Annotated in this window: 6 protein-coding genes; all 6 read left to right on the top strand. The window is 41.8% G+C overall.

The genetic code is table 11. The features are described from left to right. The first annotated feature begins 374 nt into the window (after positions 1-374). Complete coding sequence (locus BMX84_RS12080; protein ID WP_246119147.1) at positions 375-1,247, top strand: phytoene/squalene synthase family protein; 873 nt, start codon at positions 375-377, stop codon at positions 1,245-1,247. Between the two features lie 69 nt (positions 1,248-1,316). Continuing rightward, positions 1,317-2,819: a phytoene desaturase family protein gene (locus BMX84_RS12085; RefSeq protein ID WP_091490266.1), complete on the top strand. Its 1,503-nt coding sequence runs from the start codon at positions 1,317-1,319 to the stop codon at positions 2,817-2,819. Positions 2,820-2,857: 38 nt separating this feature from the next. Next, positions 2,858-3,970 (top strand): glycosyltransferase family 2 protein, encoded by a 1,113-nt coding sequence (locus BMX84_RS12090; protein WP_091490270.1) that lies wholly within the window; start codon positions 2,858-2,860, stop codon positions 3,968-3,970. A gap of 13 nt (positions 3,971-3,983) precedes the next feature. Continuing rightward, positions 3,984-4,469, top strand: a complete 486-nt coding sequence (locus BMX84_RS12095; RefSeq protein WP_091490273.1) for a glycosyl-4,4'-diaponeurosporenoate acyltransferase CrtO family protein — start codon at positions 3,984-3,986, stop codon at positions 4,467-4,469. 46 nt (positions 4,470-4,515) lie between these two features. Continuing rightward, positions 4,516-5,379, top strand: coding sequence for a VOC family protein (locus BMX84_RS12100; protein WP_091490275.1), 864 nt, complete (start codon positions 4,516-4,518; stop codon positions 5,377-5,379). Positions 5,380-6,345: 966 nt separating this feature from the next. Continuing rightward, positions 6,346-6,847 (top strand): polymer-forming cytoskeletal protein (locus tag BMX84_RS12105; protein ID WP_218142381.1); only part of this gene is annotated, 502 nt, incomplete at its 3' end.

A 6,847-nucleotide genomic window follows, 5' to 3' on the forward strand; every position in this document is an offset into this window, starting at 1 on the left:
ATTGGCAGTAGTGAAGCACAAAATCCAGCTGAGTACGTCCAATGAAGACTACATTAGCAGTAGCGAACCCTAAAAAGCAGCTGAGTACGTCTAATTAAGAGAGTTTAGCATCATTGAAAGGACTCCTTTTTTAATCAATTAAGGGATGTAGATGAATTATCAAAGGAAAAAGATAAATCAGAGCCGATAATCCCTATTGAGGAGAAGGAGAAAGATAGCTTACTCAAAAAGTTGAGGATACTGTGAAGAGGACTTTATTATTTCTAATTAGTAATATTTATATGGTATGATATTATAAAGATAAAATGACAGTTGTTATGAAGAACAAGTTAAGATGTTTCATAACCCCCTCAAAAAATAGAGGAGGAACCCCCGTGAAAAAAAATAAAACAGCCTCTGATATAGCGAAAGCCTATGCATATTGTGAGGACATCATAAAACGACATTCGAAGAGCTTTTACTTTGCCTTTTCAAAACTACCAAAAGAAAAAGCAAATGCGGTCTATGCGATATATGCTTTTTGTAGACTGGCTGATGACAGCATCGACGAAGCAGAAACAAAAGAAGCCCAAGGGGATGCCTTGACTTTCTTAACTAATGAACTGAATCGATTTGAGCAGGGGCGCGAACCGGACCATCCTGTTTGGCAGGCCTTGAGAGACGTTTTTGATAGGTATGAGATGTCTATTCAGCCTTTTTATGACCAGCTTGACGGACAAGCGATGGATTATCACTTCCGACAGCCCCAGACCATGGAGGATTTGGAGGTATACAGTTATTATGTTGCCGGATCGGTCGGACTGATGCTTCTGCCAGTGATTGCAACAAGAAATCATAAAGAACTGGAAGAAGAGGCCATAGCATTAGGTGTAGCGATGCAGCTGACCAATATTTTAAGAGATGTCGGAGAAGACTATCAGAAAATCAATCGGATCTACTTGCCAAAAGAGTTGATGGAACGGGAAGATTACAGTGAAGATGATCTTTCTGATCAGTTGATCAACGAGTCGTTTATCGCCATTTGGGAAACGATCGCGTATCGAGCGGAACAGCTTTACGATAAGTTTACTCAGTGTCTGAAAGACTTTGACAAAGACAGCCAGCTTCAAGTTGCCCTTTCTGCAAAAGTATACGGCGGGATCTTGGATGCTGTGAGAGAGAATGACTACGACTGCTTTACCTTGAAAAATAAAACATCGTCCGCAAAGAAAGTCGTTTTCTATAATGAAGTAAAAAATAGTTTATGAACCAGCCTAATGGAATGAGTACCAATATAAAATTGGGATAAATCGTTATCCGAAGTGGAGTGGTTAGTGATGACTGAATCAAAGGATGTTGTAGTGATTGGTGGCGGATTAGGTGGATTGTCCGCTGCCATTTCTTTAGCTCAAAAAGGATACAGTGTTGCATTGTACGAGAAGAACAGCCATCTCGGAGGGAAATTGAACCGTCTGGAAGCTGAAGGGTTCGGATTCGACCTTGGACCGTCTATTTTGACGATGCCGCATATTTTTAGAAAATTGTTTGAACAGAGCGGCAAGCTCATGGGTGATTACGTGTCGATCAGACAGCTGGACCACGAATGGCGATCCTTCTTTATGGACGGGACTGTCCTAGATCTTTACAATTCAACAGAAGACATGCTTCAAAAAAATGAAGAACTTTCTGCAAAAGATGTTGAAGAATTAAAGGATTACCTTGAGTACACGAAAAATTTATATGAGAAGACTGAAGAAGGCTATTTCGGTAAGGGTCTGGATACGATGAAAGAAGTACTCGATCATCACGGATATATTAGTGCATTGAAAGATTTTGATTATTTCCATACGATGTCCCAGGGTATCGACAAACGCATTTCTAATCCTTACTTAAGTGACATGCTCAAATACTTTATCAAATACGTCGGTTCTTCAGCAGATAATGCACCGGCGATCCTGAATGTCCTGCCCTACGTTCAATATGACTTTGGCCTCTGGTATGTTGACGGAGGCATGCATAAGCTGGGAGAAGGGCTGGTCAGACTAGCTGAAGAAATCGGGGTTGAGTTTCATGTCGAAACAGAAGTGACTGAAATCTTAACGGATGCCGATGAGAATGTCTACGGCATTAAACTTTCGACAGGCAAAACGGTGCAAGCTGACCGTGTGGTTTCCAACATGGAAGTGATTCCTGCCTATGATCGGTTGCTTCATGTGGATAAAGAAAAGACAGAAAAACTTGAGGAGAAGTTTGAGCCGGCTGCTTCAGGTATTGTGCTGCATCTAGGCGTGGACAGAGAATATCCGCAGCTTGCCCACCACAACTTTTTCTTTTCAGCTGATTCAGAAAAGAACTACGAAACGGTGTTTGACAAACATGATTTACCGAAAGACCCGACTATCTACCTTGTAAACAGCAACAAAACAGACCCAAGCCAGGCTCTTCCCGGTCATGAAAATATCAAGATTTTGCCGCACGTTCCTTATATTCAGGATAAGCCGTTCACTGAAGAAGACTATGCCCGGTTGAGAGAACGGGTTCTGGTCAAGCTGGAGCATATGGGTCTAACAGATCTCAGGAAGCATATCGTGTTTGAAGACCAGTGGACACCCCACGATATCGAGCAGCACTACTACTCCAATCGCGGAGCTATTTATGGGGTCGTTTCAGACCGTAAGAAGAATAAAGGGTTCAAGTTCCCCAAAAAGAGTCAGTTATTCAATCATTTATATTTTGTTGGTGGCTCGGTCAACCCGGGTGGGGGCATGCCAATGGTGACGCTCAGTGGTCAGCAGGTGAGTGATATTATCGAAAAAGAAGATATGAAAAGCAGTCAATAAAAAAAGCACGTTCAATAAAGTGAGAGGAGAGATGTCAGATGGCACAAGTGATACTGTTATTCCTTCTTCTGATTGCTTTTTTGAGCGGCTTTTTCTTTTTGTGGAAACTGCCGGTCATCAATCCCAGTAAAGATAAAGAAGAGGAAGCTTCTATATCTGTGATTGTTCCAGCAAGAGATGAAGAAACATCCTTGCCGAAACTGCTCGCTTCTTTACATGAACAGTCCCTTGTTATCGAAGAAATCATCGTTGTGGATGATGAATCTGAAGACAGAACAGTGAAAATAGCTGAAGAATACGGTGCAACAGTTTTATCGACTAAAGAATCCGGAAGCACACGGACTGGGAAGTCCGCGGCGTGCTGGCTGGGAGCGCAGCATGCCAAAGGTGATTATCTGATATTTATGGATTCGGACACTCAATGTGCACAGAAGCACGCGTTCAGGAATATCGTGGCGCAGTTTAAAAGAAATGGGGACACAGGCCTGTTGTCCATTCAGCCCTACCATGTCATCCGTTCTCTTTATGAAACCTTGTCTATTGTACCCAACATCATCGTACTGGCAGGACTGAATCGCTATACTTTTCTTGACAAATCGATCCCCAAAAGAGGCGCATTCGGCCCCTTTCTCTTTGTTAAGGCAGAGGAGTATTTCGATCTTGGCGGTCATGAGGCTACCTTGTATACTCATATGGATGGCATCGCGATGGCTGACCTCTATCAGAAAGAAAACTGTCCTGTCACCGTTTATGGAGGCAAAGAAAGTATCCATTTCAGGATGTATCCGGAAGGCATTTACCAGTTGATCCAGGGATGGACAAAGAGCTTTACTTATGGCGCCAAAGTAACCCATCCAGTGGTGATGCTATCGATCATGTTATGGGTCATGAGCACGTACCTGGTCCTCATTGGATTCGTGGATGGGGTCATGCGTGTGGATCTGACTTATCTATCCGTTATTTTTATTACTTATGTTCTGCATTCTCTGCAGTTCAGATGGCTGATGAAGAAAGTCGGCCGGTTTCCCTGGTGGACGATGGCGTTCTCATTGATTTACATAAGTGCCTTTCTGCTGCTCTATCTATGGGCAGTGATTCAAGTTTATTTTTTAAAAAAAGTAAAATGGCGGGGACGCGAATACAAAACATGAAGGAGCATGCCAGATGAGGTTATTCTTATTGGATTTCAGTGTGTGGTTGTTTTTTCATTTAACTATCTCACTTGGGCTGATAAAACTGCCTGACCGGTTCTTTGCGAGTGATCACCCATTAAATGAACTGTTTAAAGAACGAACTTTCGAGAAAAATGGAAGGTTCTGGAAGGATAAAGTCAAGGTCCATAAATGGAAAGACAAGTTGCCTGATGGGGCCTCACTGTTCCATGCAGGGTATAAGAAAAAAGAACTGCAGAATAATGATGTGGATACGATCAGGATATTTATCAAGGAAACGAAGCGGGCGGAGTTGACGCACTGGCTGCTGATGCTTCCGGCACCGTTTTTCTTTTTATGGAATCCGGTATGGGCCGGCTGGGCAATGATCGCTTACGCGTTACTCGTTAATATTCCTTTTATTATTATCCAGCGCTATAACCGGATCCGGCTGAACCGTATAAATAAGAGAAAACAGACTTATACTGACAAAAAGTAAGTGAAGTGTTACACTGAAAGAGTAACTAGAATAAGGAGCGGATCAAATGACAACATTCAAAATAGATCACGATTTAGATATTCATTCAGTCGATTTGAATGTCAGTGATTTAAAAGTAATGACTGACTATTATACAGAGAATATCGGTCTGGAGGTCCTGGATGAATCCAATAATTACGCATCCCTCGGGATCAAGGCTGATGACCAGGTTTTAATTAATCTAATTAAAACGGAAACACAGGACTCACAAGCAAAAAAAGCTGGTCTTTTCCATACAGCCTTTCTTGTGCCAGCACGCAAAGACCTCGGTAATGTCCTATATGCCCTTCTAAAAAATGAAGTACCTGTCGAAGGGGCGTCGGATCACGGTTATAGTGAAGCGATTTATCTGACTGACCCTGAAGGGAACGGTATCGAGATATACAGGGACAAGCCGCGGACGGAATGGGACATAGGGGAAGACGGGACGATCAGAGGCGTGACAGAACAGATGGATGCAGACGGCGTCCTAGCCAGTCGGTCTGAAGTCTTGGTTGATAAAATGCCTACTGGAACTAAAATCGGCCATGTTCATTTATCTGTACGTGATTTGGAAGAATCTCAGGCATTCTACATTGACGTCATAGGTATGCAGCTGAAATATGAATTCGGCAGTCAAGCCCGGTTTATTGCTGCAGCTGATTATCATCATCATATTGGACTAAATACATGGTTGGGATCTGGAATACCTAAACGAGACACCTACGATACTGGACTTAGACGATTCACTTTAAGTGTAAGCCAGGCAGAAGAATTAAAAAAAGCAAAGGAACATACCATCTCTCAGGGTATTTCAGTGGAGGATGCCGGTGATACATTCTTTACAGTACAAGATCCAAACGGCATACGTGTGACACTGACGACATCGTGAAAATATAGAAGAGAATGGGACAAAAAGCGTTTAGTCCCGTATCTTCTAACGCAAACTGTATCCGAATAACTGCTCAAGCAGTAACGGCTAAGGCAACTGGAGCGAATAAGCGCAAGATAATCGTAGATTATCGAGCAATGCACTCTGGATTGCGCCCAAGTGTATCATATCTGTAAATGGCTAAAGCCATAACAGATATGACAACGTGGACGGCGGAGCTGCTTTTTGGATCACGTTTATAATAAATAATTCGGTAGCGCAAAAAGAGGCTGGGACTCATTTGTTCCAGCCTCTTTTCCTGCGTTTAATCAAGTTAAAGCATTCTTCCAGCGGTATTATGACCAGTTGGTGCCACAGTTTCTCAGGAAGTAGTCGCAAAAGCTGTTTAGTGACAAGTTTAGGCTGTGATTATTCAGGAAGTAGTCCACAATAGCTGTTTAGTGACAAGTTTAGGCAGTGATTCTTCAGCAAGTGGCTGCAATAGCTGTTTAGTGACAAGTTTAGGCTGTGATTCTTCAGGAAGTGGTCTCAATAGCTGTTTAGTGACCAGTTCACACTTTAATTTTTCAGGAAGTAGTCTCAATACCCTTATAGTGACAAGTTGATACAGTATTTCACTAGGAAGTAGTTGTCATGCAGCGAAATCACTCATCTGAATGTCCTCATTCTCAAACAGTTTTAAAAAAGCAAAAAAGGACGGGCTCATTTTGTTCCAGCTTCTTTTTTTGAAGTCAAGTCTAATACTTTAAGTTTGTTCAGTGTCTATTTTTGTAATATTTGTTAAATAAATTAGAAAAGTGATTCGTTTCACAATAATTTTTAATTATAATATCCTTTATTTAAGCTATTTTTAAATAAAAATATAAAATTTTGTACTTTTTGTTCAAAAAAACTTTGAAATAAAAAAGAAACATGGTATTATAAATGTGCAGTTAATCACAACATAAAAAGGTAGGAGGAACAATAATGATGAAGTGGAACAAATTATTACTTATTACAGCAAGCATGGGGTTACTTGCTGCGTGTGGCAATGGCGAGACAGATGAAGAGGTAACGGATGATACAGAAGAGGTTACTGAAGACACAGGTGAAGAAACCGAAGAGACAACCGAAGAGTCAGATGCTACAACAGGCGCAACACAATCTGTTGTAACAGCGTCAGAAGATTTAGAAGAAGCAATGTCAGCCAACGGCGGATGGATCGTTATCTTTGAAGGTGACGTCGAAACGGATCAGGAACTCGTTCTTGAAGAAGGCCCAATGAATGACGGCGAACTTGCTCGTAAACTGGCTTTATATACACAAGATGAAGACCGTAACGTTACCGCAAGTTATACACTGACAGCTCCAAAATTGACCATTGAAAGTGAAAATTCACGTATCCAAAACGGTACATTTGCCGGAGATGTATACGTTGATGCTAATGGTTTCCAACTGCCTGGCGGAACGATCGATGGTGACCTGATTT

This window comes from Alkalibacterium putridalgicola (assembly GCF_900109825.1).
Taxonomy (GTDB): domain Bacteria; phylum Bacillota; class Bacilli; order Lactobacillales; family Carnobacteriaceae_A; genus Alkalibacterium; species Alkalibacterium putridalgicola.